We start from the raw sequence: 26,351 nt of genomic DNA, 5'->3' as shown, positions 1-26,351 counted from the left end.
ACTGCATCTTGCAGTGCCCGCTTGCGCATTCTGCGAAATGAAGACATTGCTCAAGCGCATAGCCGATGGACCGCAAAGAGCAGAGAAGCAAAATGAGCGTGAGAGAGATCCTCAAATATCCGGATGCAGGTTTGAAGGCGATTGCCGCGCCCGTCACGGTTTTTGATAAAGATCTGCGCATTCTCGCGCAGGACCTGCTCGATACGCTGCGGGCAGCTCCCGGCATCGGTATCACTGCCCCGCATATTGGTGTTCTGACACGCGTGGTGGTGCTCGAGCTTTCTGGCCCCGACAGTGCCAGGACCTACATCAACCCCGAAATCATCTGGGCTTCCGATGAGAAAATCCGCCATCAGGAAGGCAGCGTGTCCATGCCGGGTGTCGTGGATAATGTTGAAAGACATGCCCGCATCCATATCCGCTATCAGGACATGGACGGCAATGAGCAGACAGAAGAATCCGACGGTTTGCTCGCGGTCTGTCATCAACATGAGATCGACCAGCTTAACGGCATTTTCTGGATACAGCGTCTGTCAAAGCTCAAGCGCGACCGGCTCATCAAACGCTATCAGAAACTCGGAAAGTAAGCGTTCGGGAATCGCGCAAATAGCGTCTCTACGAGGAGTTTTTTGATCGTTACGCCTTAGCCGGGAGACACCGATGGTGCTGATTGTTCCAGTATGGGGGGTGTGATTTTTTGATCAGGAGACGCAATTAAAGGACCGAGATTTTCCTTGTTCGCCGTGACCTCAAAGTTTTGGAATGCAACAAAGTTTTGAATCATTCAGCGCCGACTGATTCAAAACATTCATTGGATATGATCTGAGCGGTAAATCAAACTCCCGTGTATGAATAATTCAAATTATCTGCACGTCGATCTGCTACGCAGAAATCCGTCACAAAACATGGCGCGTTTTTATGGCTTGTCTGTTGAGCCTGATCTGGTTGGTGTCTGGGTATTTACTCGTAACTGGGGGCGAATAGGCAGCTCCGGCCAGTCAAAGTGCCAATCATTTGATAGCTCGCAAGATGTCTAGGCTGCGTTAGATCGCTTACATCTTCAAAAAATAAAACGGGGCTATACGCCAGTCTGATCAAGCGTTCTTTGATATGCGATAATCCTGTGCCTAATTCGTGTTGGCCTGACACTGCTGCGAACACTTCAAATTTTCTAATGACCGAATTACCTCGACGAGTTAGATCGGGTGACAGAACATTCCCGGCATAGCGCAATCGCTACAAGTGTGCTAATGTGGGTTTGTAAAATTGTACGGAAATCGCCCATGAGCCGCCTGACGATTGATATTTCCGATAAGCAGCATCAGAGCCTGAAGGCCCTTGCTGCCTTGCAAGGAAAAACCATTAAACAATATGCTTTAGAGCGGTTGTTTCCCGGTGACAACGATGCCGACAAAGCCTGGCAGGAATTAAGAGCCATAGTGAAAACCCGGGTCGAAGAAGGACTTTTGGGAAAAGTTTCGAATAAGACTATTCGTGAGATTCTAGATGAAGAACTGATCGAAGGCCGCACTTGAAAAACTATCTTCTGACCGCGAAAGCCGAAGGCGATTTGAGAAGTATTATTCGGTATACGCGTAAAGAGTGGGGAGACACGCAAACCCGTCGCTACATAGACAAACTGGAGCAGGGAATTATGAGTCTCACTGATGGTAAAAGTGCGTCTCGAGATATTGGCGATCCGTATCGGTACATTCTATTTTAAACTGCAACATGCCAATGAATTCATGTGGTTAGCCATGGAGGAAATTGGATGTCAAATTGCTATTCACAGATCACTTGCCGGAACGTCGTCGGTTATTTGAGCTTAAACAGCTTAAAGTCCCTCTCGGCGATATAGCGCGACTGATGGGTCGTCATCGCTCAACAATCTATCGCGAGATCAAACGCAACAGCTTTCGGGATACTGAGATTCCAGACTATAATGGCTATCATAGCGTTGTTGCCGACAACATCAGCAAAGACCGCAGAACACGGTTGCGCAAGCTCAGACGTCACCCAGAGCTGCGCAAGTTCGTCATAGAACAATTGGAAGCCCATTGGTCGCCGGAACAGATCTGCGGACGACTGGTTAGCTATGGCCTGAGCGCGATACGACTGTGTGCCGAAACAATCTATCGCTTCATCTATTCAAAGGAAGAATACGCTCTGAAGCTGTATGAACACCTTGCCGAGATGCGAACAAAACGCTGCCCACGCGATACCAGACGATCGCGCAGTTCCCGCATTCCAGAAGCGTTTCGCATTCATCAACGTCCTGATTTTATTGGCAATCGGTTGCAATTTGGCAATTGGGAAGGTGATTTGATTATCTTTGAACGTGACCTTGGAGAAGCCAATGTCATGACGCTTGTTGAACGCAAAAGTCGTTATTGCGTCATCATCAAAAACAACAGTCGGCATTCAAAACCTATCATGAACAAAATCATTCAGGCCTTTGCAGCTCTACCTTATCATGCACGTCGCAGTTTTACTTTTGATCGCGGTTCCGAGTTTATGGGGTATAAAGCTTTGGAGGATGGAATGGGGGCCAGAAGCTGGTTTTGTGATCCAAACTCGCCATGGCAAAAAGGTGCTATTGAGAACATCAACAAGCGCATCCGACGCTACTTACCCAGCAACACTGACCTGACGCAGGTCAACCAGGCGCAGTTGACTGCCCTCGCCCATGATCTCAACGCAACCCCGCGCAAGTGTCTTGGATTCAAGACACTTGCTGAAGTGTTCGCCTCCCTTTTGCAGGAAGCAGCATAATCAGATAGCCTCATCAACGGTAGGATGCACTTGGGATAGCTTCTCCAAGTCTGCTGATCCATGTTATGGGGGAAGAAATTAAGAATTAAGACGGCGGCTTTCTGAGCGCTTCGTATTATTGATAGCCATCCAACAACGCTCATCGCTATAATCGTCTTGTCCCAGAAACGGTTCCTAGTTGTTTCCTTTCGAAAGGAAACCAGCTCTGTAGGATAAACGATCCTGTTCACGCAGGTCGAGCGAACTCCATGTGATCGCGCGATAATTCGAAGGTAGCTTCATTTCGTATGGGGCAACTCGCCCTTAGGTAGTAGCAACCAGCACAAATATCAGAACGCCGGTATAGACAGTAATCTGATTAGGTTGTGTACAATGACGAAACCGATGCCGCTGATGGCCAAAGTGGAAATCAACTGGTCCATTATGCCCTCCCTGCCTGAAGCGACAATTGTACTACTTTAGTCTAACATTGCAAATCGGGAAAACAATATCCGCTACGCTCCAACGCATCTTGTAAACTACTGATTAGAGCGAAAGTCTGACGGATAGGAGCGCGAACCAGCGGCTTGCATGATGCGGATCGTATGAACGAATTCCATCTATTCTCCTCGCCTTATCATCGTAGAATCGCTGGACATCGTAGCTTCAGCCATTTAATGGCCGCTTTTCCAAACCTCATTCCCAACGAAAATCGTATGCTTTGAAGTCGGACGGAATACCGTCCCACATAGTCTATGTCGCTGGCGCGCCAAACTGAAGAAAGCAGAACACATTGCCGACTATCGGATCTGGGAAAATCCCACACTCCACTCAAGCGTGAACTGATTTGATTAATTATAATTTTAGAGTTATTGTTCCGAAATGAAACGGGACGGGGAAAATACTTATCTAGTGCTCCTATATGCCGTGCGTGTGAACAGGTCTCTACAAGAGCCATTTACACCGAAAGACGTAAGGCGAGTTGCGCCTGGGTGGCCTTACCCAAGATATTTTTCTTATCTTGCGAACAACTGTAGTGATAATCGGCCTCCAAATGCTGCTTTATTTGTACGAGTTGCTAGAGGGAAATACATACTGGCCAAGTAAATCAATTGACCTGTTAACCCCGAGTTGATAAATCAAAACAGCGTCGATCCATGACTGTTGCTGGAAGCGGTTTATTCTGCTCGAAAATATTCATTCTGAAGGCTCACCTGTGACGCGAATTTAAGGACCTTTGCTTTCCTTCGTTGCCCCACCAGATCAACATGCGCGCTGTCTAAGGATATTCGGTGCAGGTGCCCAAGAATGGGCTTGTCCAAGCAATCACGGCTACAGCACAATCTTGCTGAATTTGGCGTGAGAAAAGACTGAAGATTCTTTTGCCACGCGCGCGTGGTGAGAGAATGGCGACAAGGCATGGAGCAAGTCTGCGACAACCACGCTTAAAAGATGTGGCACCAACACCGTACTAAACATAGATCAGCCATAACCGTCGCCATCCAAAAGCCCTGTTGGAATGGTCGCACCAAACTTGCCCCGCTTCGGGCGCGACTCAAGGTGAAAACAGATAAAAATCGCCACCAAATATGCGTCGGATCTAAATGTAAGTGGCGCGCTTCACATAAAAGTTACCTTCAGCGAGCGGCACCAGCGGATCAAAGAATACGAATGAATATATCCAGCTATCGTTGTGACTTCCAATGATGCATATCCCCACCTTCAACAGCCGCACGGCTTTGGTGTTAGCGCAAACATCTGTTGATATGCAGCGTCATGGTAACTTAACCTTGATTTTATTTAATGTTTGGATCCTTATTCATTCATCTAGTATTCACTCCTACCACCATACGTTCATATCAACACAAAAGGAGTGTTCCATGTTTAAGAAAGCTATTCTTGCTGCCATTGCATTTTTCATTTGTTGGCGCGCTTATTGCTCAGGCACAAAACTACAATCCACCACGTAAGCCGGTCATCCATAAGATAGAACCGTCTCGTGCTGGTATGGCCAAAGCACCTCAGAAGTTTGTTCAACGCAAACAGACCCCTTCAAGACATTTCAACAAAGGGCAGCATTATAGTGACTGGCGCCGCCATCAGGAAATCAAGGATCACAAGCGTTTTGGCCTTCGCAAGCCTGGTCGCGGCCAGCATTGGGTAAAGGTCGACAATCAGTATCTTCTCATTGCCGGTGCAACTGGCCTCATTGCTGGCATTCTTGCCACTCGATAAAATCAAGCGGGGCTTCGGCTTTACATCTGTGTAAATTGCATTAGGTTCAGTGTGTTGCAGGTCCAATCGCAACAGGCAGTCTCGGTCCCTTGAAGACAACCAAGTGGGGACTGTCGACCAATTCGAGACTGTAAATTGAAGTGTGTCCGAGCATTTTTTCATAGTTCAGCGATGGGCATTCTGTCGTCGTCGAACATGATGTGGAAGCTTTGCACAGCAGGCTTCCAGAAGTGAAGGGCCTTCCAATTCCTCGCAGCTTAATTGATAGCTGGATAGAGCAGTTTTAGCACGGAGAACGTCGTTTGGGAATATCCTTCAGTGGCAGGTGAGCTTCCGCATGGACATGTTAAGCGATTCAATAGCGTTCATGGTATAAATCACCTTGCGGATCTCTGGCATGAACTGGATGATGTTATCCGAATTGCCACGCCAAAGCCGCACGACAGACTTGTATTTGGTGCCCCACTTGGCCTCGAAAGCGTCGAGTTCCAAAATCGCCTCATCGGCTGTTGCCGACAGATAGATGCGCTTGAGAGCTGCCACGTGTCTGCCGTTGTCATATAGCGTAGGCTGGCGCGAACCAGATGCACGACGCAAAATTGCGTCAGCGTCTTAGGGAACACCGCATTGACGCCTCTGGCAAGCCATTCAGTCCTTCCATGCAGGCAATGAAGATATCGCATACACCGCGATGGCACAGTTCCGTCAAAACCGGAAGCCAGAACTTGGCGCCTTCATTTTCCGCAAGCCACAGGCGCAGCTGTGAGATCGTCACGCCCTAAAGCTCGACCAATGCCTCCTCTACATCGCGCGGGGTCAGCCATTGGCGTAAAGAGCCAGGATATTGTCTTCCATTCCGGCCAGCCGCACGTGCCGCTTATTGGCCGGGCTGCCCAATTCGCCATGTCAGCGCCAAGTTGCGCCATCAGTTCGGCATCCAGGCTGCGATTGATCATGTGTTGCAGCATCTGAGCGTAAACGCCGCTTGTCTCTTCGGGCGTTCATATATCCTTGGTTAGTGCTTCCAGCTGTGTCTTGTCCAACTTCCTAACAATTTCCGCACGGTTCAATCCGTCATAGCTGGGCGATTACTCGAACACACTTCATTTTACAATTTCACTAGTTCTTTAACATTTCCTACCGCATGTTCCACAAACTTTGCGCCCCAAGGTTGCTCACGACAGTCCTCTGGGATCTGTCTGGCGGGATGTTCCTACACTTCCAGCCACCATACTTCAGGTGTAGTCGTCCGCATTACTCAATTGTTCTTGGATGTTTCCTAAAGTTTTGAGGCTATGTTTAGGCGGCGGTTCGGTTTGACAGTCGATCAAGCGCAGCCCCTCTATAGCCCGCGCGAGCTCCTGACCTAGGGTTGAATGTTTGTCCTTATTGCAACATTATGATGCAGGGAGGCTTTTATCATGCAGTGGTATATGTGGGTTCAAGCGATAATGATCGCCGCATTCGTCGCTCTTCTTGCCTGGATGGTATGGACCGCGCGCAATCGCAAATGATCAGCATTAATCTTGTGGCCTCAGGTCACAATTTACTCATAATAATCGATCGTCAAGAGGAGGTTCAGCGAACTAAATGATGTTTCAATCCTGTTCCCTGTATGGGCATACTGTGACTGAAAACGGATCTTTCAAAAATGTTTCACTTCTTCCGCGTTAAGACGCAGTGACGCGATCTGAACGCATACTTCGATGGTTTAAGTTCTTATTCCGAGTCAACAACGTACCTTGGTGAAGCAGGTTGATGCTCAATCTTAGTCGAGAGCAACCGGACCGAGCAATCCGACCTTCAGCTGTTTCATACGCTATTGCAACCCTATTCCGGGGATCAGCCCTCGCCAGAGCGATTTTGTCTTTTCGATAAATTTGACAACCCGGATTAATCAAATGGCAAATTATATCCGATACTTTTTTCCAAATCGAAAATTACAGTTGACGATATGCGCAATATTGAAATATCAATACCTCACAAAAATAATAAGGGGCAACTGAATGCGTGCACTTTTAGATAAAATTGACCGGAAGCTTGTTAAGCTTCTGTCAGATGATGCACGCGATGGTGCCAATCAGATTGCTGACCGTCTGGAACTTAGCCCGCCAACGATCCGCGCACGCCTCAAAAGCCTGATCGAGAATAAGCTTTTTCGGATTTCGGGCGTCGTTAATGTTTCGGAGCGTCCTGAGCTTATCGTTGCAATTTTAGGTATTCATGCCAATGGGCATGGTCGCCTGAATGAAATTGCGCGGAAAATGTCCGAACTGCCATTCGTCACATCCGTCAGTATTGTAACCGGCCGATACGACCTTCTGTGCGAAGTGCTGTTTGAAGGCGACATGGAAGAACTATACCGGGTGACGAGCGAATTGCTTCCCGGCCTGGCTGAACCTGGTGTCATTCAGGGCAGCGAAACTTTTGTTGTCATGAAATCCCATAACAAATGGCTGAGTTTGCCACGCGGCGTATGGGAAGATGAAGAGAGCGACAAACCCGCTCCTTAGCCTAACGACACAATGACCATTCTAATTGGCCGCCTTGCGCGGACATGGACTACTACTGCTCAAATGAGGGAGAACTCAAAAAATGATGAAAAAAATCAATGCACTCATGGCGTCAGCTATGTTTATTGCGCTAATGGGAACCACTGCGCAGACCACTCCTGCGTATGCTGGAATGCTTGACGATATTGTCGCCCGCGGCGAGTTGCGCGTAGCTGTTCAGACGCAGGGCCCTCCTTATTCCTTTATGGACAAAAACGGCAATCGTGCAGGCAGTGCAATTGATATGACCGAGCTTATGGCCAAGGAGATGGGCGTTAAGGTTACATATCTTGATTTCGATTGGGATGGTCTCATTCCGGCACTACTTTCAGGAAAAGCTGACATTCTGGCAGCCGATATGACAGCCACCATGAGCCGCGCAACCAAGGTAGCTTTTACCCAGCCATGGATTCACGTTGGTTCAGTCGCTTTCACTGCTGCTGGTGGTGACTTCAAAAGCATTGAAGACTGCAAAAAGCCAGGAACGACTATTGCGGTCATTCTCGGATCAACTGCCGAAAAAAATATGCCTAAGTTTTTCCCTGAAGCCACCGTCAAGGCGTTCAAGGGTGGAGGAACAGTGGTGCTCGATGCAGTTGCATCCGGTCAAGCCCAGTGTGGCGTGAATGATAACACAGCCGTCGCTGCACAGGTTCAAAACTACCCTGAAGGTACGTTCGAAGTATTTTCTGAAATGCTCAGCTCAGAACCTCTTGCCTATGCCGTCAGATATGACTCGCAAGATCTGATGATCTGGACAAACCTGTTCCTCGACAACATCAAACTAGATGGTCGCTTGAAAGAAAACCTTGATTACTGGGTTAATTCAAACAAGTGGCAGGCTGATCACTGATGTCGACGGAGGTGCAGGAACCGTTCATTCTGCACCTCCGATCAAAATCCGAATGTTACCGGTGAACCATGTTTGGCAATCTGAACATAAGAGTCATATCGGAATATCTGCCTGAACTCTGGCAGGGTTTTCTGAATACATTGATGTTGTCAGCCGCAGGGTTTACCGGCGCGTTGATCATCGGCATCGTCGCTTGTGCTTTAAGCATTCAGCCTGTGCGCTGGCTGCGCAGGATCGGCATTGCCTATATCGACCTCGTCCGCGCGACGCCTTTGCTTGCACAACTCTACTTCCTCTATTTTGGCCTGCCACGTCTTGGCATCCTCCTTCCGGAGATCGTGATAGGCATTATAGCTCTCTCACTGAACTCCGGAGCTTATGTGGCTGAGATCATTCGCTCAGGCATTCTCTCTATTCCGCGTGGTCAGTTTGAAGCTGCTTTAAGCTCTGGATTTACCTATCTACAACGGATGAGGCTCGTTATTCTGCCCCAGGCGGTCAGGCCAACGATTTCACCAATGATCGGTCAGGCAATCGTGCTGGTGAAAGACTCCTCGCTTCTTTCGCTGATTTCCGTTGTTGAACTCACACGTGTCGGGCAACAAATCGCGCTTGATCGCTTCATGCCTGTCGAAGGCTTTGCCGCAACTGCCGCCGGATTTCTGTTGATCTATTATCTCCTCAAAGCGCTCGCCGGAACATGGTCGCGGTTCAACCGCATGCCGGAAAGATAACAGGGGAAGCATATGTTTTGGTTTCAAGTCGAACGCTTATGGAATTTCTGGCCCATTCTTTTGAAGGGCCTCGGAATGACCGTTTCGCTATCCTTGCTCTCTCTGATCATCGGGGTCATTGTGGGCCTGATATTTGGTGTGCTTCGCGCCAGCGGCAATCGATGGCTTTCGGGCGTAACCGGGCTTTATATTGACCTGTTTCGCGGCACGCCGTTTCTGGTACAGGTCTTCATCTGTTTCTTCATTCTGCCATCAATCGGCATCGAACTATCGGCCTTTAGTGCTGGAGTGATTGCGCTTTCGAACCTGTCGGCCTGCTTTATTGGCGAAATTATTGCCTCTGGCATTATGGCTGTTCCGCGTGGGCAAACAGAAGCTGCGATGGCATCGGGCTTCACTTATTCGCAGCAGCTTCGATTAATTGTCATGCCACAGGCATTACGCATTGTAAGACCATCTCTGGTGGGACAGTTCATTCTGCTGGTGAAAGATTCCTCCGTGGTTTCGGCCATCGGGATTATGGATCTTACACGCTCAGGATGGATGATCGTTCAGAACATCCCCAACGGCCTGCTGGTCTTTGGCGTCGTTGGCATCGGCTACTTCACCGTCTGCTATCCGATGATTTATCTCTCGCGCCGTATAGAGCGTGGCACTCAGTCTCCTATTTTGTAACTGGACAGGTGTAATGATTGAATTTCAGGGTCTGAACAAATGGTTCGGCAGCGCGCTTCACGTGCTTAACAATATTGATCTGACAGTCAGCAAAGGCGAAGTCGTCGTGGTTTGCGGTCCTTCCGGTTCAGGTAAAAGCACACTGATCCGATGCGTTAATGGATTGGAAGCCTTCCAGTCAGGTAAACTCATCGTTGATGGTATTGATCTCAGCGCGAAGAATGCAGCCTTGCGTGAATTGCGAATGGAAGTCGGCTTTGTTTTCCAGCAATTCAATCTATACCCCCATAAGACTGCGCTGGAGAATGTAACACTTGCACCTATCCACGTGCGGGGATTGTCAAAAGCTGAGGCGGAAAAGCGGGGCAAAGAACTGCTGGCTAAAGTCGGCCTCGCTGATCGTATGAACAATTACCCAAGCCAGCTGTCTGGTGGCCAGCAGCAGCGTGTGGCTATTGCACGTTCTCTTTGTATGCAGCCAAGAATTATGTTGTTTGATGAACCCACCTCGGCACTGGATCCGGAGATGATCAATGAAGTGCTCGATGTTATGGTTAGTCTCGCCAAAGAAGGCATGACGATGATGGTGGTCACCCATGAAATGGGCTTCGCCAGAAGTGTTGCTAATCGTGTTGTCTTCATGGATCGTGGGGCAATCCTTGAAAGCGGTGAGCCAGAGAACTTCTTCAGAAACCCTCAGAATGAGCGTACTCGCGACTTCCTGAGTAAAGTTCTCCACCACTGACGCGACCCAATTAGTCACGCAAATAAGATAGATTGATTATCATGGAGCATCGTCAAAAAAGCGGTGAGCGGCTTTCTGTTGCCATCATTGGCGCTGGAATTGTTGGCTGCAGCACGGCCCTTGCGCTTAGCAAAGCTGGCTATAGTGTCACCATATTCGGCAATGAAGAACCGGGCACTGGAACATCCTATGGTAATGCTGGAGCCATTGTCACAGGGTCAATAACACCGACAGCGACACCCGCGGTTATCAGGTCTTTGCCCAGCTATATGTTCAACCGCAATTCACCGGCAGTCTTGCGGCTTCATCATACGATCGCAGCATTGCCGTGGATAGGACGCTTCATCACAGCTGGTACAGCGAAAGCTGTCGATCGAATTGCTGCAGCAATGCATCCCCTTGTTTCAGAAGCACTTAAAGCGCATCGGGAACTTGCTACAATTGCCTCAGCAAGCGACATGCTCACGCAAGAAGGCTGGCTGAAAGTCTATAGTGACAGCATGGATTTCGAAGATTCGGCTCTTGAGCGCAGACTTATGAGCCGTCATGGTGTCGTTCACACAGTTCTTGATCGTTCAGCACTTCTGGACCTTGAACCTGCGCTTGATCCGGCATCCTGTTACAAAGGTCTCTACCAGCCAAATGCTGGTAATGTCCGCTTTCCTCAGAAGATCGCTCAGATTTATCTGGAAACGGCTCAGAAGTTTGGCGCGGTATTCATTCGTGACACTATTACCTCGGTTCAACCGGCAGAACACGATGTGTTGCTGAAATCAGAGTCCCTGAATAAGCGCTTTGATCGTATCGTCATCGCATCGGGTGCATGGTCCACCGCACTGACCAAACAGCTCGGTGATCGTGTCTCACTTGAAAGCGAACGTGGATACCACATCAGTTTTGGTCCAGGGTCGGAGACATTGCTACGCGGACCGGTGGTCTTACCCGGCAAGGGGTTTGTTCTATCACCAATGCATGACGGTTTGCGCCTGGTGAGCGGCGATGAACTCGCAGGCCTTAAAGCGCAGCCGAATTACAAACGCATTCGCAGTTTGCTGCCAGAAGCAATTGGAGTCGTGCCGGCTCTCAAGTCATGGAAACCCGCCACCGAATGGATGGGACACCGTCCATCGACCCCTGACACACTGCCCGTCCTTGGCAGATCGGGCAAATGCCGGAATGTCATTTACGCTTTTGGCCACGGGCATCTGGGGGTCACCCTTTCTGCAATAACAGCCAGACTCGTCAGTGAGCTCATCAGCGAACAAACGCCAGCTATCGATCTGGCTCCTTATAGTCCCAAGAGATTTTGATACTTAAATGTCCGAATTCCCAATCAGTATGAACAATCCAGCGCAGTTCGACGGCCCTCTCCCCGAGGCTGTCGATGTCACTATCATTGGTGGTGGCATTATCGGCATTATGACAGCCTGGGAACTTCAAAAGCGAGGATTAAAAGTCCTTGTTTGTGAAAAAGGGCGTATCGCCGGCGAGCAGTCAAGCCGCAACTGGGGCTGGATTCGCCAGCAGGGGCGTGATTACGCAGAGCTGCCAATTATGATGCACTCAATTCATCTCTGGAAAGGCATTAACGAGAAAATTCGCGAAAAAATTGGCTTTCGTCAGAACGGCATCACTTATCTGGCGCGCAATCAAACAAAGCTTGAAGACTTCACTCAATGGCTTGATGGCGCGCGCGCCTATGGTATCGATACGTGTATGCTGTCTCAGCGGGAAGTCAGAGCTATGGTGCCGGACAGTACGGCCTGGATGGGGGGAATGACCACGCCATCAGATGCGATAGCAGAACCATTCCTGACTGTTCCAACAATCGCAGAGGTTGCGGCAGAAGATGGCGTTCTTATTCGCGAGAACTGTGCTGTCCGGACATTGGATGTCACCAGCAATCAGGTGCAGGGCGTTGTAACCGAAAAAGGCTATGTAAGATGCGAGCGCGTACTTGTCGCGGCTGGCGCCTGGAGTACATTGTTCCTTAAACGGCATAATATACGTATTCCGCAGCTTTCTGTCCTTTCTTCCGTGATGCAGACCGAACCCATGAACTCGCTGCACGATGGCGCTGCCGGGGATGACCAGATAGCGTTTCGTCGGCGGGCTGATGGTGGATACACATTGACGCCATGGTCCACACATGACTTCTTCATAGGACCGGACGCTTTCAGAAACTTTTGCGCCTATATACCGCAACTGCGTGAAGACTTTACGAGCACGCGTTTTAAGCTTGCTGCTCCGCAGAATTATCCTGACGCGTGGCGAACAGCAAGACACTGGTCACAGAACGATGAGACACCATTCGAACGGTGCCGGATACTGAACCCCAAACCGAACCATAGAGAACTCAACCGTGTGCTAAGCCAGTTCACAAAGGCGTTCCCTCAAACAGACAAGCCACGTATTGTAAGAAGCTGGGCAGGTATGATCGATACAATGCCTGATGCCTTACCGGTGGTCGATTATACACCAATTGGCGGCTTAACAATCGCAACCGGAATGAGTGGCCATGGGTTCGGGATTGGTCCTGGAATGGCTCGCATCGTCGCCGATCTGGTCGAGCTACGCCAGCCGAAATATTCGATGGAACCATTCAAATGGGGACGATTTTCCAAATAAGCAGCAAGCTGCTACGCTTCAACCATAGCAGCAGTTCTTTCGCCGGTTCCACTGGTGCTTGGGCTAAGACTCAAACACTGGATTGACCATTTTCAGTAGTTGCGCTCTGCCGCTTCTCCAGATTGCCAGTCAAGAACCCATGCTCTTTCAATTCTGACGTCCGGAATAAGGTCCGAGGCGGCCATTCAGCTTTTTTGCTGTGAATTGGAATAGCTGCCGTCAGGATATAACGCCGCCAGCCCCGAATGCATAAAATCTCGCCTGGGTTTTCAGACGGGCTTGTGATTTGCGACTGGAGGGGTAATGGTCGGCTCCCGCCCTCTAGCCTGTTTTGCCTGTGACAGCCCTGGTACAGGCAAGCACCATACCTTGCGCCGTTTCCTAGGCTTTTATTCGCGGTCAACTTGTTATAAGGTTTTGGCAGAAACTTATAACGCTGCTAACGGTAAGACTGGCTATAAGGTTTTTGGCAAGAACTTATAACGACATAGTTCAACTCGCCGCCGGTACGACCAACTCATTCGAAAAGGCCAAGGATGAAAGAGATCGACATCAGCTATAGAACGATGTTCGCGGAGTTGGCGCAGCGGACAATGGATGCACAATTCGTAGCAGACTTCCCTTTAGAAGGATGGTTTGTGACCGTAACCGTCAAAGATCGCGATTATTGGTATTTCGATCTCCCCACCCCCGAGGGCAAAGACAAACGAAGCTACGTCGGCCCCGCGAGTGACGAAGCTATCACTAAGCGGGTAAGAGCCCACAAAGAGATCAAGGACAACATCCGAGAGCGCAGACGCATGGTTAGCACGCTGCGACGCGCCGGTCTTCCCGGTCCTGATCCCTTCGCTGGGGACGTCACAAAAGCCTTAGCCGATGCTGGGTTGTTTCGGCTGCGCGCCATCTTGATTGGGTCGGTGGCATTCAGCACCTATGCTGGAATGCTTGGTGTCCGGCTGCCCTCTGCCGCGCTGCAGACAGGCGACGCAGACTTCGCTCAGGACTTCGCAATATCGGCTAGTGTCCAAGATAGTCTCCCGCCAATCCTCGAAATCCTCCAGTCAGTCGACCCTGAATTCCGAGCGGTTCCGCACCAAGCCGATAAGGCTAAGGTGGTCGCCTTCGTGAACGCCAAAGGCTATCGGGTGGAGTTCCTGACCGGAAATCGGGGATCAGAAGAATACACTGGCAAGCCATCGCCCATGCCCGCCCTCGGCGGCGCGTCGGCGGAGAATCTGCGGTTCCTTGATTACCTGATCTACGAGCCTATCCGCACAGTGCTTCTTTTCCGCGAAGGCATAAACGTTCTCGTTCCTGCTCCCGAGCGGTATGCCGTCCACAAGCTGATTGTGTCGTCGCGAAGACTCACTGACACGTTGGGGCGTTTGAAGGCTGACAAAGATCTAACGCAAGCCGCTTTGCTCTTCGAAGCTCTCGTGGAAACGCGCCACGGCAATGAGCTAAGCGATGCTTGGGAGGAAGCATGGGAGCGCGGTGATGCGTGGAAAAAGGGCATCGTCAGTGGCTTATCTAGACTACCCAAAAACGGAGTGGAAGCGTTAAGAGAGGCACTCGGTTCCGATGTTGTAGAAGGCTTACTGAAAAGGTGATTGACAGATTTCGCGAGAAACGAAAGACGGCGACAGACCAGTCTATGATTGCCAGTCAAGAATCGCCAAGTCGAAGCGAAACTTGCAAAGGTTGAACATTTTTTGGGAGGGAAACGGCGACCAATAATCGCCGGGCATAAACTCACTGCTGAATGCGGGAGAGAGTTGGAACAGCGTCGATGTGTTTCCCCCTCAAGCTTTGATCGAGCCGACATCTTAGCGTAACAAACATACTTCGCCCGCCTACTTCAGAGGTTCACGGGTAGTTTGCCGCCGAGAACTGGGGTCCTTCTGGTCGCTGGCCCCAACGTCATTTCACTAAATAATGCAGCTTTCCGGCCAATCCCGGCAGGAGTGTCGTGCGCAACTTGTTAGCGAAATACCTGTAACCAAGATATCGGCGATCACGGCAATTCTTCATAGTGTGGCATTCTTCAATGCGTTGGCTCCCGTTCAAAAAGTGGTCTCGATTTGAACAAAGGTAAAAAGTTGCGACACCGGTCACGTCGGGTAACGCTGCGTTGTCATTTGGACAGAAAAACTGAAAGGATATTTCCGATTTTTCTCTGCATCTTGATGCATACAAGATATGAGACGCATAATTGCGGAGCGATTTTAGGGGTGAATTCAATCAAATCAGACGACACATTGCCACAATCAAAGCGTCAAATCGTTGTCGAACGTCCGGGCTAATTTTCGGGCAGCTCATTCTCCAGTCTAAGCAACAAATCATCCGAGAGATTACGAATTGCCCGCGTCACTTCGAGAGCCGTCCAACCGGCGTTTTTAGCGATATCAATGAGTTCGACTAATCGGGCAGAAATCGACACTTGGCAGTCTATCTCTCTGTCTGGGTATCCTCCATCCCTTTTGGGACCGAATATCATTCCTGGCGGTGCACTCACTAGAGCCTCCTCAAGAAAGTCGGCTTATCGATGATAGATCTCATGACGCTCACAAGCCGAATTTCTCCACTATGCAAGAGTTTAGCACAATTTTTTGTTGCAGCTATCTATACATATCCATTCAAGCCATATTCTGAACCATCATCGCGATGCATCAATATTTATATTAGCATAATCATCCCACGGACGCGTCCAGCAGATTAAGAATCGAGCTCGCACATTGCTATTTATTGTGAAGTTTGGGCTGGTGATCACGCAAACGCTAAATCATCACTGGGTAAACATCTAGAATTGTATGTGCAAAACCGTTATAAGCGGCTCGGTCCGAAGAAAACCAGTTCTCTTAACAGAAGTCGATAAGGCGCCGATGACGCAGCGGGCAGAACGCATTTCGTACGTTCTTCGCCCTTATTCGACGGGAATATTGAGGTTCAGCGTGCGCGCGCTGTCCATCAAATTGGCCTCAAAACCTTCCCTCTCCAATTTCTATAGCAGGCGGACCAAACCGATTTGCATAGTGATCGCCTTTAACGAGGCCCATCTCAATGATGGTCCATAGTGCGATCAGATTGCCGGCGAATCCTGCGTACCACAATTGAAAATAAATACTCGCGTATCCAGGCGCCAAGGCAGCCAACGGTCCAGCATTAATACCATATTCCTGACTTTCCGCGATCATGACAGCCCTTGATCCCAGCTGCCAAATACGGCCACGCGCAGGCAATCCAACCCAACGCGCTCATTCGCAAAACATGTATTGGGCCGTATGCATCCGAGCGGGTTGTGGCAAACAACCACCAAACAACCCAGTTCAGGAAAACGAAGGCGAGAGGGATTGTTATCGCAAGATAAAAAAGCCGTCCAATACGGCCTTGGAATGAAAACAGGGAAAACATTGTGTCTCCGCTTGGCAACAATCTTGGATTTAAATGGCCATCAAGGTATAAACATCGCCACCGCGGCGACTCCCATTACCAGGGTTGCGATCCAGCCCAAAATTATAAGCGGTAACCCTACTCGGTAGGCGCCCATCACGGATTTATTTGAAGCAATCAGAATGACCACTACCATCAAAGGAACGGCCACAACCCCGTTTATTACCGCGCTCCAAAACAAAGCCTTCATGGGACTTATAGGCGAATACTGAATTACAAGAGCGAGCAAAACACTAACTGTGATAACGCCGTAAAAGCCCCGTGCGTCAGTTGCTTTGAGTTCAAGACCGGATTTCCAACCCAGAGCTTCAGATAATGCGTAAGCACCGGATCCGGCCAGCACCGGCACGCCAATGAGACCGACACCAAGAATGCCGAGTGCGAACAGAATATAGGCAAAATTGCCCGCCAGCGGCTTAAGCGCAGAGGCCGCTTGGGCAGCGGTTTCAATGTTTGTTATGCCCTGTACGTTCAATGTGACCGCGGTAGCCAGTATGATAAAGAAGGCCGTGACGTTGGAATATAGCATACCACTCCAAGTATCCCACCGGATGCGCCGAAGCTCCCTAGGGGCGGCGGCGGCATCCCTTGAAAGAGGAGCTGCGTGATTTCTCCCATGCATTTCTTCCACTTCCTCCGAAGCTTGCCAGAAAAAAAGATAAGGACTGATCGTAGTGCCGAAAACAGCGACGATCATAGCAGCTGAATTAGAATTCAGGGCAAATGTCGGCCACATCGTCCGCCGCGCCACTTCCGCCCACGGAACGTGCACAGCGAATAAAACACCAGCATACGCCAGTAAGGAGAGTGTTAGCCACTTAAGGAGATAGACATAGCGATGATACGGGACGAAGATTTGAAGCAAGAGCGTCGCAACTACAAATAAGGCTGTCATCAGATGGCGGTCGACACCACTGACCAGTTCGGCAACTTCACCCATGGCTGCGACATCGGAGGCTATATTAAGTACGTTGGCGATTAAAAGCAGCAAGACAACGCTTCTGACAACAATCGGCGGATAGGTCAGCTTGATATTGGCGGCCAAGCCCTTTCCTGTCACGCGGCCAATGCGACCGCACATGGATTGCATTGCCGCCATCAGCGGGAAGGCAACAGGCATGGTCCACAGCATATTGAAACCGAACTGAGCGCCAGCCTGAGAATAGGTTGCAATTCCACTAGGGTCATCGTCCGCCACCCCAGTAATCAGTCCCGGCCCTACACGCGACAAGGGGTGCTGTTTTAATCGTGACCAAAGAAACTCAAACCGGCTCCCTGTTTGAGGCTTCTTCATGCTTTCTCTGCCAAGTGCCATGAGCCCGCCCCTAGATCAGTCTAAAACCAATTCGGGTATTCTTCGAATATCAGTTCTACCAGATTACAGACGTCAAAGTCCGCTTCGCTTTAGGAAAAAACCATCGCGACTGTATTCTGTTTAAGCTAGACCTTTGCGCATAGTTCTGGCAACCATACTCAAGGTAGATCCGTTTTTCGAAGGATCCGTGGGCCGTCGAGCTCGCTCTTAAGCGTGAACGAAGCGATCAACTCACAGAAACACCGCTTTATTGCAGTATATCCGCACAAAGGACGGCATTGCACACACGATTGAAAGCGATGGCACGAGCATGCCTGAATGTGCATATCGCTCCTGAGATCTAAAAGCTCTGATTTAATTTGATCTCATACAATGTGCCGCAATTTCGGAGCTGTTATTGCCTATGGTGTCGGCAGAAATTTCGGACTAAATTTATTAAAACGGAGCGTGAGAACAATAATCTAAATAGCATTGTGCTAGTGTAATCGATCTGAAGCAAAGGAAATGCGGCTTGGATAAGCAGCTGATTACTTTCAATGCCGGTTCTTCCAGCGTGAAAATCGGTTTTTTCGCCTATGATGGGGAACAGATCGTAAAATTCTCCAGAGGTGAGATCGATCTGAACGGCTCACCCTTAACCTTTCGCTTACGGGGAGAACTTTGCAACCTAGATATCGTATTAGATACATCTGGTGCAGATGAGGTCGCTGTAATCGTTGAAGAACTTTTCTCGAGGCTCTCGACGCATACAAATCTCTCCCGTATGCTGGCAGTTGGCCACCGGGTGATTTTCGGCGGTGACCAATTCATCCAGCCAATCTTGGTCGATGATAAGCACATCAACGCAATTGAAAGATTGTCTAGTTTTGCTCCGTTGCACCAAGCGAAAAGCGTCGCTTTGATCAGAGCGATCCAGCAACTCTTTCCGCAAGTCAAGCAAACCGTATCCTTTGATACCGCGTTTCATCAAACTATCCCGGAAGTCATTCGCCGCTTCGCGCTTCCGCGTGAATTCCACGAGCGTGGCTTAAAGAGATATGGCTTTCATGGCCTGTCCTATAAATCGATAATCGGCAGTTTTTCCCAAAAGGAGCCCAAGCTTTCTGTTGGAAGGATCGTTGTTGCCCATTTGGGTAGCGGAGCCAGTCTTTGCGCTATCGAAGGAGGCAAAAGTATGGATACCAGCATGAGCTTCTCAACACTGGACGGTATTCCGATGGCGACCCGTTGCGGGACACTGGACCCGGGCTTGCTTCTTTATTTTCTCCAACAAGAGAACATGCTTCCAGATGCGCTATCAGATTTGCTCTATCATCGCTCGGGCCTTTTCGGACTTTCGGGAATAAGCGGAGATACACGCGATCTCCTTGAAAGCAACGCACCGCAGGCCCGTGAGGCTCTTGAAGTATTCACTCTGCGTATAGCTGGTGAAATTGCCCGTCTTGTTTCCACGCTTGGTGGTCTTGATGCCCTGATCTTCACTGCCGGAATTGGGGAACACCAGCCAGAGATTCGCGCTTCGGTTTGCCGACGCCTCTCTTGGCTGGGCATCGATCTTAATACCAGTGCCAACAATCGAAATGCTTTCCGGATCACCACCAACTCGAGCCGTGCAGCTGCGTTTGTTCTTGCTACCGACGAAGAACGGATCATCGCCATGGAAACGCTTCAGGTTCTTGGGAACAGCTCCATGTAAACCGTATGTGATATGACTGCCAACAATCGTGAAGGAGACAAAGCATGAGTCGTACATCACCTCAAGGCCCTCTTAACTCCACGCAGCTTTCGCTAATTGACCGGTATTGGCACGCGGCCAACTATCTATCGGTAGGGCAGATCTACCTGATGGAGAACCCGCTCCTGCGCAAACCGCTTGAACCGGAACATATTAAGCCCAGATTGCTCGGCCATTGGGGTACAACACCTGGCCTCAATTTCATTTATGCTCATCTTAATCGCATTATCAAGCAACAGGCTGCCAATGTAATCTACATATGCGGCCCCGGTCACGGCGGTCCGGGCATTGTGGCGAACACCTATCTCGAAGGAGTGTACTCGGAGATATATCCCGCGATAAGTCAGGACGAAGCAGGCATGGGCAAGTTATTTCGCCAGTTTTCATTTCCTGGCGGCATACCAAGCCACGTCGCGCCTGAAACACCGGGTTCAATTCATGAAGGCGGAGAGCTTGGATATTCTCTGGTGCACGCTTACGGAGCCGCTTTCGACAATCCAAATCTGGTGGTTGCTTGTGTCGTAGGCGATGGCGAAGCAGAAACAGCAACGCTTGCTGCTTCATGGCATTCAAACAAGTTTCTCAATCCCTCGCGCGATGGCGCAGTCCTGCCGATCCTGCACCTCAATGGCTACAAGATAGCTAACCCCACTATACTCGCGAGGCTAGCAGATAATGACCTGACGAATTTGTTCATCGGTTATGGCTATGAACCGTTCTTCGTCGAGGGCAGCGAGCCTGAAGCTATGCATCAGAAAATGGCGCAAACACTTGATACGGTCTTCGAACGTATTGCTACGATCAAGAAGAATGCCGATGTAAAATCACCAGAACGTCCGTTTTGGCCCATGATCATCCTGCGAAGCCCGAAAGGCTGGACGGGTCCCAAAACAGTCGACGGTCAAATTGTAGAGAATTACTGGCGCTCGCATCAGGTGCCTGTTGCTAACTGCCGGGAAAACAGTGGACACAGACAAATCCTCGAAGATTGGCTGAAAAGTTACGCTCCGGAGGAACTCTTTGACGAGAAAGGTGCATTGAAAGCCGAACTGCGCGAACTCGCTCCAAAGGGCGAGCTACGCATGGCTGCCAATCCACATGCAAACGGAGGATTGCTGCGCATCGAACTTCACACACCCGATATCCGTGATTATGCTGTGGCTGTGGATCAACCTGGCATGATCCAGGCACAATCGACCAAGATTCTTGGTGAATATTTCCGGGACGTCTTAAAGCTCAACGAGCATGAAAAGAACTTTCGCATATTTGGTCCAGATGAAACAGCTTCCAATCGTCTCAGCGCTGTTTTTGACGTCAGCAACCGTGTTTGGATGGCGGAAACGCTTGATACAGATGATCATCTTTCGTCAGACGGGCGGGTAATGGAAGTATTAAGCGAGAACTTGTGCCAAGGTTGGCTCGAGGGCTATTTGCTGACCGGCAGGCACGGGTTCTTTTCTTGCTACGAGGCTTTTATCCATATCGTGGATGCGATGTTCAATCAGCATGCGAAATGGTTGCAGGTTGCGCAAAAATTAAAATGGCGAAAGCCTATCTCGTCCCTCAATTATCTCCTGACGTCTCATGTGTGGCGTCAGGATCATAACGGTTTTTCCCATCAGGACCCAGGCTTCGTTGATCTCGTCGCAAACAAAAGCGCGGACGTAGTTCGAGTTTATTTCCCACCGGACGCAAATACTTTGCTGTGGGTTAGCGATCATTGTCTGAAGACTTGGAACCGAGTGAACGTGATAGTGGCGGGGAAGCAGCCAGAACTACAATGGCTTGCAATGGAGGACGCCATACGCCATTGCGAAGCGGGTCTGGGCATATGGGACTGGGCTGGGACGGAAGACGGTCTGGAGCCAGACATCTTGATGGCTTGCGCGGGGGATGTCCCGACAATGGAAACCCTTGCTGCTGTTGATCTTCTACGCCAGTCACTGCCACATCTGCGAATCCGCGTCATCAATGTCGTGGACTTGATGGTTTTACAGTCACCGCAGCATCACCCGCACGGTGTTAGTGATGAACATTTTGATCAGATTTTCACAACCCACCGTCCGGTTATCTTCGCTTATCACGGCTATCCTTATCTCATTCACAGGCTCATTTATAAGCGCGTCAACCACCCTAACTTCCACGTGCGAGGCTTCATCGAACAGGGAACAACAACAACGCCTTTCGATATGGCGGTTCTCAACGAACTGGACCGCTTTCATCTGGCGATTGAGGCGATAAGACGTCTGCCATTGAATAACGACGTTGCGCTACCTCTGATTGCCAGTTTCGAGGAAAAACTGACATTGCATAAGAAATACGTTTGCGAGCATGGCGAGGACATGCCGGAAATCAGGGATTGGAAATGGCCTTACACCAGATGAACCAGGAAACCTCAAAACGGCCCACGAAAACAGTATCGAATGATTGAATCCTCTGGCCCCTTAAGAAGGGAGACAAACTGCGCTGGAGCTGTTTCGGCATCGGCGAGTATGTTGGAATAAACGTACTCGGCAAAAATAAAACCTATCAGGTTGATAGAGTTGAAAAGCGTTGAATGCATCTATTATATTGGCTTCAAGCAATTCTTCACTGAACGGACGCCGGCCAAGCATACGCTCTTAAAGGAGATCAGAATGTTCAAGCATATTCTTATTGCGACGGATGGATCCGAACTTGCAGAACGATGTGTTGGCCAAGGGCTCTCATTGGCCCAATTCCTGCGATGCAGGGTAACTATTGTAACTGTAACAGCACCATATAGCAATTCAGGCATATTTGGAGGTATGCTTGATGATGACGATATTGTCGTTAGATATAATCAAAGCTGGGAAAAATTTGCCTCCAAGGTTCTGGGTCACGCAAAGGACTTGGCAAACGACCTACAGGTTGAAACCGATGTTGTGCACCTTATAAATCCCATTCCATCGGATGCAATAAGCACGACAGCTGACTCGCTCCGCTGTGACCTAATTGTGGTTGCAACTCACGGTTATTCGGGAGTGCAACGCCTTGTTCTGGGCAGCCAAACCAATGAAATCATTACGCAAGCGAAAACATCAGTGCTCGTTGTTAGGTAGTCGCGAAAAGGCTTTCAACGACTAGCACGGCGGCTCCGGGATTAGAGTTATTTGTTCATTTTCATTTAAAAGTGATGGCGCTGGCCGCAAAAGAGTCCTTATTTTTTTCGCCAACCTTCGAGAATTGCCATACGGTTCGTCGAAACTGGCTCCGTTGCGATACAGGATATATGCCGCCACGATGAAGATGATCCCTGCGAATATGCTATTGAAGGCGTTCATGTATGCACTCAATCGCGTGGCGAGCATCATTCCGAATACCCCTCCTATGATGCCACCTCCGATAAACTCAGCTGCAAGCCACCAGTCGATTAGACCGGAACTGGCATAGTTCAAAGCCGTGGCCTGTCCGAAGGCCCCCACGGAGAGAAGGGACGTGCCGATTGCGTTGATCATCGGCATACCTGTTGCCAACATCAAACCGAGCACAATCAGGAAACCCCCGCCGATACCGAAGAATCCGGATGCTGCGCCAGAGGCAAGAGCTATAGCTGCTGTAACGAGACACATTCTTAAATCGATCGGGCGGCACTCGACGTCCAATCTCTTTTTGGGCTTCAACATGAACAGCCCAATGACGATCATGAGGATGCCGAACAGAAAGATGAGACGATCACCGTCTCAAGCTTTTCCAAGACTGGAACCGATAAGTGCCCCGATAACGCCTAGTGCTGAGAAGACAGCGCCACAGCGCCACCAGACGTGCCCCTTCAAGGCATGGCTCGTAAAATTCGCGAACGCGTTGAACGAAACCGCAAGTGCACCCCTACCGATGGCGACATGGGGCCGGCTCACACCGACAACATACAGGAGCAACGGTGTCGCAAGAATGGAGCCGCCGCCACCGAGCAATCCCAGCATAAAGCCGACAATACCGCCAGAACCTATTGCCAAAAAGATAGAATTGCTCAACTCTGCCTGCTCCAGATTCTGTCGTGCACGATCATCCCGACCAGCATGGCAATGACGAAGAGAACAGTTTGAGGCAGCCCCATCGACAATGACGCGATAGCGGGACCGGGACAGAAGCCGCCAATACCCCATCCCAGACCGAACAGTGCCGAGCCAATGATAAGAGGGGCATCGATCCGTCGACGCGTTGGCACATGAAAACTGTCGTCGAATGTTGGATGCTGCATCCGCTTCGTTATTTGAACACCAATGGAGGCGACGATAACCGCGCCACCAAGAACAAAGGCAAGACTTGGATCCCATACGCCGAAAATGTCGAGAAAGCCTCTTACACGAACGGGATCGAGCATTCCAGACATAGACAGTCCAAAACCGAAAATGGCACCTGAGGCAAGAGCGCTGCAGAATTGATAAAACTTTAGGTTCATAGCCCCAGACCTCGCAGCACAGTAACAGCAATCACTCCTGTTCCCAGAAAGGTAGCAACCGCTGCAATTGATCGCGGTGACAGACGAGCCAGCCCCATCACACCGTGCCCGCTCGTGCAGCCAGATCCCATGCGCGAACCGAAGCCGACAAGAAGTCCGGCGACGATGATCAGTGGCCACCCAGTAGTAATTTGAACGGTGGGCCAGGTGCCGAAAACGGTCAGATAAAGAATCGGCCCGATTACCAGTCCCACGACGAACGCAAGGTTTGTTAACGACGCGCTTCTCTGTAAAAGTCGCCCGACGATTCCGCTTACTCCAGCAATCCTGCCGTTAAGGATCAGAAGCATCGCTGCTGAAATGCCGATTAGCGTCCCGCCGATAAGCGAGGATAGATAAGCGATCATTCTACGTTCTCCTCGCAGAAAATGTCATAAAGGGAGGCGACCAGTTTCGCTGCCTTGTCTTCTGTGAGGCGATAAAAAATCTGTTTTCCATCGCGTCGCGTTTCGACTATTCCGGAGTTGCGCAACACTGTCAGGTGCTGCGACAGGTGCGGTTGACCAACCCCGATTTTTTCTTCAAATTCACCTACGGAATACTCGCCTTCCACAAGGCTGCAAACGATCATCAGACGCGCTGGATGGGACAGTGTCTTGAGCAGGTCTGCCACTTCGCCCGCGCGCAGAGATAGTTCAATGGAAGATCGCCCCGCTTTCATTATTGCCATCCTGTCCACGATCATTCCCATGCGGCCCCTTCCAACGCGTCCAGTGGAAACTTCAGATAGCGCTTACCGTTGGCTTCTGGCTCAGGCAGTCGCCCACCACGTGTGTTCACCTGCAGCGCATGCAGGATGAGCTTTGGCATTGGCAGCGTTTTGTCGCGCTTGGTCCGTAAGGCAACGAACGCTTCTTCCGATACGCCCGCCAGGTGCGGATTGTGCTTCTTTTGAACAGCCCCTGTGCTTTCCCACCGAGGCTCACGACCGCACGGCTGGTAATCATGTCCGGTGAATAGCCGCGTCTCATCGGGAAGTGCTATGATATTCTGGATTGACTCCCACAATGCTCGCGCATCGCCGCCGGGAAAATCGGCCCGCGCCGTACCGCTGTCTGGCATAAAAACTGTGTCATGCACAAAGGCGGCATCGCCCACCACGTAAGTGATGGAGGCGAGCGTATGCCCCGGCGAGAACAGAACCCTGGCATCAATGGAACCGATCTTGAACGTCTCGCCATCGGCAAACAGCCGATCCCATTGTGAGCCATCGGTGGCAAGCTCGGGCCAATTATATATCCCCTTCCACAGCTTCTGAACGTCGGTTACATGCTCACCTATCGCTGTCTTGGCGCCGGTTTTCTGCTTGAGGTACTGAGCTGCGGAAAAGTGGTCGGCGTGTGGATGGGTGTCGAGAATCCATTCGACTGTCAGTCCACTATCACGGACGTATTCGAGAATTGTGTCTGCATTGATCGTCGCCGTTGACCCCGACTTTTCATCAAAGTCGAGAACGGGATCTACAATTGCGCACATACCGGTCATCGGATCGGACACCACGTACTGAACACTGGAGGTTCGCTTATCGAAAAAGCCTTTTACCCGCGGGCGACGGTCAGCGAAGCGTTTAAGCCATACTGCAGCGACACTGGTATCAAAGCCGATCTGATGTCCGAAGTGTACAATATCGTCAACAGACATGCGTCCGTCCAATACTTCACCGATGAGATGAAGGGTGAGCGAACACGTACCTGTTTTGCAATGCGCAAGCACGGGACCCTCCGATTTTCTGACCACCGTCTGAAACGCATGCACATCGGCTTCCGTGATCGTATTCATCGTGACCGGAATATATGCATAAGAAAGATCGCGTTTGTGAGCCACATCTCGTTCAGCCTGGTTTCCGGGCTGGTCTGCGCTTTCATTATCGGGACGGTTGTTGATTAGCGTTTTGAAGCCGCTTCGATCGAGTACACTGAGTTCTTGCGCGTTTGGCTGCGTTGATATCGACAGTTTCTCAGTTATTTTCGTGACGGGCATCTTTGCCTCCGACGTTAACATTATATATAATATATTATAATGTATAATGTATTATATATAATGTGAAGGTTTTCAAGCCTGCCTCGAAAATGCAGATTTTCAAAATCCGCGCAGGAGCTCTAACAAAAACGGCAAAAAGCCCGATCGCCGGAGAAGAATTCTATACTTCTAATTTTCAGGCCACTGGCAAAGGGTCTCGATAGAGGTATGATGATATG

23 protein-coding genes and 3 pseudogenes are annotated in these 26,351 nt (G+C 50.1%); 17 read left to right on the top strand and 9 right to left on the bottom strand.

Features of this window, described 5'->3' with window-relative positions; all coding sequences use genetic code 11:
- Positions 1-92 precede the first annotated feature (92 nt).
- The 6 genes and pseudogenes from ACSME1_RS13790 to ACSME1_RS13765 all read left to right on the top strand — a co-directional run bounded on the left by ACSME1_RS13790 (position 93) and on the right by ACSME1_RS13765 (position 4,986).
- A complete protein-coding gene (locus ACSME1_RS13790; RefSeq protein WP_024895650.1) occupies positions 93-587 on the top strand; it encodes a peptide deformylase in 495 nt (164 codons plus the stop codon).
- Between the two features lie 261 nt (positions 588-848).
- The gene (locus ACSME1_RS13785) at positions 849-1,037 is read left to right on the top strand and encodes a WGR domain-containing protein (protein ID WP_084486643.1); all 189 of its coding nucleotides are present in this window, start codon (positions 849-851) and stop codon (positions 1,035-1,037) included.
- Positions 1,038-1,283: 246 nt separating this feature from the next.
- Positions 1,284-1,535, top strand: a complete 252-nt coding sequence (locus ACSME1_RS13780; RefSeq protein ID WP_024895651.1) for an antitoxin — start codon at positions 1,284-1,286, stop codon at positions 1,533-1,535.
- On the top strand, positions 1,532-1,723 hold the full coding sequence (locus ACSME1_RS13775; protein WP_051514703.1) for a type II toxin-antitoxin system RelE/ParE family toxin: 192 nt from the start codon (positions 1,532-1,534) through the stop codon (positions 1,721-1,723). Before ACSME1_RS13780 ends, ACSME1_RS13775 begins: the two co-directional genes overlap by 4 nt.
- A gap of 48 nt (positions 1,724-1,771) precedes the next feature.
- Positions 1,772-2,772, top strand: a pseudogene (locus ACSME1_RS13770) (IS30 family transposase).
- 1,878 nt (positions 2,773-4,650) lie between these two features.
- Complete coding sequence (locus tag ACSME1_RS13765) at positions 4,651-4,986, top strand: RcnB family protein (protein WP_244430429.1); 336 nt, start codon at positions 4,651-4,653, stop codon at positions 4,984-4,986.
- Between the two features lie 158 nt (positions 4,987-5,144).
- Here the strand turns inward: ACSME1_RS13765 and ACSME1_RS13760 are convergent.
- Positions 5,145-5,987: pseudogene (locus ACSME1_RS13760) on the bottom strand (transposase); the annotation flags it as partial.
- Between the two features lie 1,005 nt (positions 5,988-6,992).
- Here ACSME1_RS13760 and ACSME1_RS13755 point away from each other — a divergent pair.
- From ACSME1_RS13755 to ACSME1_RS13720, 8 genes are all read left to right on the top strand, one after another.
- Positions 6,993-7,499 carry an Lrp/AsnC family transcriptional regulator gene (locus ACSME1_RS13755; RefSeq protein WP_024895653.1) on the top strand — a complete coding sequence of 169 codons (507 nt, stop codon included), beginning with the start codon at positions 6,993-6,995 and terminating at the stop codon, positions 7,497-7,499.
- An 82-nt stretch (positions 7,500-7,581) separates the two neighbouring features.
- Complete coding sequence (locus ACSME1_RS13750; protein WP_244430430.1) at positions 7,582-8,391, top strand: ABC transporter substrate-binding protein; 810 nt, start codon at positions 7,582-7,584, stop codon at positions 8,389-8,391.
- Positions 8,392-8,459: 68 nt separating this feature from the next.
- The gene (locus ACSME1_RS13745) at positions 8,460-9,125 is read left to right on the top strand and encodes an amino acid ABC transporter permease (protein WP_024895655.1); all 666 of its coding nucleotides are present in this window, start codon (positions 8,460-8,462) and stop codon (positions 9,123-9,125) included.
- Positions 9,126-9,137: 12 nt separating this feature from the next.
- Positions 9,138-9,800 (top strand): amino acid ABC transporter permease, encoded by a 663-nt coding sequence (locus tag ACSME1_RS13740; protein WP_024895656.1) that lies wholly within the window; start codon positions 9,138-9,140, stop codon positions 9,798-9,800.
- A gap of 13 nt (positions 9,801-9,813) precedes the next feature.
- Complete coding sequence (locus ACSME1_RS13735; protein ID WP_024895657.1) at positions 9,814-10,545, top strand: amino acid ABC transporter ATP-binding protein; 732 nt, start codon at positions 9,814-9,816, stop codon at positions 10,543-10,545.
- A 41-nt stretch (positions 10,546-10,586) separates the two neighbouring features.
- Positions 10,587-11,855 (top strand): NAD(P)/FAD-dependent oxidoreductase, encoded by a 1,269-nt coding sequence (locus tag ACSME1_RS13730; RefSeq protein WP_024895658.1) that lies wholly within the window; start codon positions 10,587-10,589, stop codon positions 11,853-11,855.
- A gap of 7 nt (positions 11,856-11,862) precedes the next feature.
- Positions 11,863-13,173 carry an NAD(P)/FAD-dependent oxidoreductase gene (locus ACSME1_RS13725; RefSeq protein ID WP_024895659.1) on the top strand — a complete coding sequence of 437 codons (1,311 nt, stop codon included), beginning with the start codon at positions 11,863-11,865 and terminating at the stop codon, positions 13,171-13,173.
- Between the two features lie 536 nt (positions 13,174-13,709).
- Positions 13,710-14,783, top strand: a complete 1,074-nt coding sequence (locus ACSME1_RS13720; protein ID WP_024895660.1) for a nucleotidyltransferase family protein — start codon at positions 13,710-13,712, stop codon at positions 14,781-14,783.
- Positions 14,784-16,151: 1,368 nt separating this feature from the next.
- Here the strand turns inward: ACSME1_RS13720 and ACSME1_RS13715 are convergent.
- The 3 genes from ACSME1_RS13715 to ACSME1_RS13705 are packed head-to-tail and all read right to left on the bottom strand — an operon-like array spanning position 16,152 to position 17,938.
- Positions 16,152-16,367 carry a hypothetical protein gene (locus ACSME1_RS13715; protein WP_435655469.1) on the bottom strand — a complete coding sequence of 72 codons (216 nt, stop codon included), beginning with the start codon at positions 16,365-16,367 and terminating at the stop codon, positions 16,152-16,154.
- On the bottom strand, positions 16,336-16,584 hold the full coding sequence (locus tag ACSME1_RS13710) for a DUF805 domain-containing protein (RefSeq protein ID WP_152544435.1): 249 nt from the start codon (positions 16,582-16,584) through the stop codon (positions 16,336-16,338). The genes ACSME1_RS13715 and ACSME1_RS13710 overlap by 32 nt, the downstream gene beginning before the upstream one ends.
- Positions 16,585-16,624: 40 nt before the next feature.
- Positions 16,625-17,938, bottom strand: a complete 1,314-nt coding sequence (locus ACSME1_RS13705; RefSeq protein WP_024899788.1) for an NRAMP family divalent metal transporter — start codon at positions 17,936-17,938, stop codon at positions 16,625-16,627.
- A gap of 511 nt (positions 17,939-18,449) precedes the next feature.
- On the opposite strand from ACSME1_RS13705, the gene ACSME1_RS13700 reads away from it, so the two are divergent.
- The 3 genes from ACSME1_RS13700 (at position 18,450) to ACSME1_RS13690 (ending at position 22,753) form a co-directional block, all read left to right on the top strand.
- Positions 18,450-19,634 (top strand): acetate/propionate family kinase, encoded by a 1,185-nt coding sequence (locus ACSME1_RS13700; protein WP_024899789.1) that lies wholly within the window; start codon positions 18,450-18,452, stop codon positions 19,632-19,634.
- A 44-nt stretch (positions 19,635-19,678) separates the two neighbouring features.
- Positions 19,679-22,057: a phosphoketolase family protein gene (locus ACSME1_RS13695; RefSeq protein ID WP_024899790.1), complete on the top strand. Its 2,379-nt coding sequence runs from the start codon at positions 19,679-19,681 to the stop codon at positions 22,055-22,057.
- 252 nt (positions 22,058-22,309) lie between these two features.
- The gene (locus ACSME1_RS13690) at positions 22,310-22,753 is read left to right on the top strand and encodes a universal stress protein (RefSeq protein ID WP_024899791.1); all 444 of its coding nucleotides are present in this window, start codon (positions 22,310-22,312) and stop codon (positions 22,751-22,753) included.
- A gap of 153 nt (positions 22,754-22,906) precedes the next feature.
- On the opposite strand, the pseudogene ACSME1_RS13685 reads toward ACSME1_RS13690, so the two are convergent.
- The 5 genes and pseudogenes from ACSME1_RS13685 to blh all read right to left on the bottom strand — a co-directional run.
- Positions 22,907-23,680: pseudogene (locus ACSME1_RS13685) on the bottom strand (sulfite exporter TauE/SafE family protein); the annotation flags it as partial.
- Entirely contained in the window at positions 23,662-24,093 is a 432-nt protein-coding gene (locus ACSME1_RS13680; protein ID WP_435655405.1) for a DUF6691 family protein, read from the bottom strand. The pseudogene ACSME1_RS13685 and the gene ACSME1_RS13680, both read right to left, overlap by 19 nt.
- Positions 24,090-24,500 (bottom strand): YeeE/YedE family protein, encoded by a 411-nt coding sequence (locus ACSME1_RS13675; protein WP_113159293.1) that lies wholly within the window; start codon positions 24,498-24,500, stop codon positions 24,090-24,092. The genes ACSME1_RS13680 and ACSME1_RS13675 overlap by 4 nt, the downstream gene beginning before the upstream one ends.
- Positions 24,497-24,844 (bottom strand): sulfite-sensing transcriptional repressor BigR, encoded by a 348-nt coding sequence (gene bigR, locus ACSME1_RS13670; protein ID WP_024899760.1) that lies wholly within the window; start codon positions 24,842-24,844, stop codon positions 24,497-24,499. Before bigR ends, ACSME1_RS13675 begins: the two co-directional genes overlap by 4 nt.
- Entirely contained in the window at positions 24,835-26,133 is a 1,299-nt protein-coding gene (blh, locus tag ACSME1_RS13665; protein WP_435655404.1) for a bifunctional sulfur transferase/dioxygenase Blh, read from the bottom strand. Before blh ends, bigR begins: the two co-directional genes overlap by 10 nt.
- Positions 26,134-26,351: the final 218 nt, after the last annotated feature.

This window comes from Brucella pituitosa (assembly GCF_965577835.1).
GTDB classification, from domain to species: Bacteria; Pseudomonadota; Alphaproteobacteria; order Rhizobiales; family Rhizobiaceae; genus Brucella; species Brucella pituitosa.
Note: the sequence above shows the minus strand (reverse complement) of the source record. Positions and strands in the feature narration are given on the sequence as shown.